Origin of the sequence: Streptomyces spiralis (genome assembly GCF_014654675.1) — a bacterium.
Lineage (GTDB): Bacteria > Actinomycetota > Actinomycetes > Streptomycetales > Streptomycetaceae > Streptomyces > Streptomyces spiralis.
Genome location: NZ_BNBC01000122.1, coordinates 735 through 2,322, shown reverse-complemented (window position 1 = coordinate 2,322; position 1,588 = coordinate 735). Strand labels below are relative to the sequence as shown.

The window sequence follows — 1,588 nt, the reverse complement described above, 5'->3', positions numbered from 1 at the left end:
CCACGAAGCCTTCCTCGGACTCGCCGTCTGCCTGATCACCCACCGCCACGTCCAGAGGCTTTGTTAGGGCCTCTAAGAGGAGGCGGCTGCCGGGGTGCGCTCCCGGTGCTGTTGTGGGCTGATCCCGCGGACCCGTTTGAAGGCCGCGCTGAGTGCGAAGGGGCTGCTGTAGCCGACCCTGCGGGCGACGGAGGCGATGGTGGCGTCCGGTTCACGCAGCAGGTCGGCGGCCAGTGCCAGCCGCCAGCCGGTCAGATACGCCATCGGCGGCTCGCCGACCAGGTCGGTGAAGCGGCGGCCGAGGGCGGCCCGGGACACGCCGGTCTGGGCGGCCAGGTCCGCGACGGTCCAGGGGCGGGCGGGGTCGTCGTGCAGCAGTCGCAGCGCCGGCCCGACGACCGGGTCGCTCTGGGCGGCGTACCAGGCGGGGGCTTTGGCCTCGGGCCGGGCGAACCAGGTCCGCAGCACCGCGATCAGCAGCAGGTCGAGCAGCCGGTCGAGCACCACCTCCTGGCCGGGCTCGTCCCGGACGATCTCCTCGCTCAGCAGCGCGGGCAGCGGGCTGGACCAGGCGTCCTGCGCCAGCACCAGCACCTGCGGCAGGGCGGACAGCAGACGGCTGCTGATCTCGCCGCGCATCTGGTAGGTGCCGCTGATCATCACCGCGGGCAGCGGGGTCTGCTCTGCTGCGCTGTTCCCGGCGCCGTCCGCCCCGTGGGCCCCGTCGGGGTTGTCGCCCCAGGTCCGCACCCCGAGGTTCATCTGCTCGCACAGTTCGTTGCCGTCGGCGTCGGTGGAGACCTGGCCGGGCCGGATGACGATCTGTGGCTCGGTCTCCCGGTCACCGGCGATGACGTAAGGCTCCGGTCCGCGGATCACCGCGATGTCGCCGGCGCGCAGCAACCGCGCCTGTCCGTCGTCGGTCCTGATCCAGGCGTCGCCCCTGACCATGTGCACCAGGGTGAGCGGTGCCAGGTCGGCGATCTGGACCGACCAGGGCGGGGTGAGGACCGAGCGCAGCAGGAACGCGCCGCGCGCCCGCGGGCCGTCGAGGAGGGTGGCCAGTGCGTCCATGGCCACAGACTAGGTCTGGACGCCTGCGTATGGGGATGAGCTTCTCGGCGATGGCCGGGCGATGTGCCGCGCGGATTGACTTGGTTCATGACGCAGGACACGCCACCCGCACCGCCGGCGCCGCTCGCGCCCGCACCGTTTCCCGCCGGCCGTCCGACCCGAGGAGTTGCCATGACCGGCGATCTGCGCAGCCTGGTGCTGCTTGCCGCCACGCTCACCACCGGTCTGATGGCCGGACTTTACCGCGATACTTGCAGAAAGCTCCGGCGTTCACGCCGGGGATGAATGCATCTCAAGACTGCTCTGACGTGCAGGTTAGAGCGGACGTGTTTGCTGCTCGATGTACTGGCGGACGATGGCCAGCGGTGCTCCGCCGCACGATGCGGAGAAGTATGAGGGCGACCACAGGTGCCCGTGCATGATGGCGCGGTTGATCCGGCCGGTGAACTCCTGTCGTATCCGGCGAGCGGAGACGCCCTTGAGGCTGCTGACCAGCTTGGAGACGGCGACCTTC

General features: G+C 70.5%; 2 protein-coding genes. Both read right to left on the bottom strand.

Annotation, left to right across the window (positions count from 1 at the left end):
• Positions 1 to 72: 72 nt before the first annotated feature.
• Entirely contained in the window at positions 73 to 1,074 is a 1,002-nt protein-coding gene (locus IE318_RS44235; protein WP_189908471.1) for an AraC family transcriptional regulator, read from the bottom strand.
• A gap of 315 nt (positions 1,075 to 1,389) precedes the next feature.
• Positions 1,390 to 1,588: transposase (locus IE318_RS44230; RefSeq protein ID WP_189908470.1), on the bottom strand; the 199-nt coding region annotated here is incomplete at its 5' end.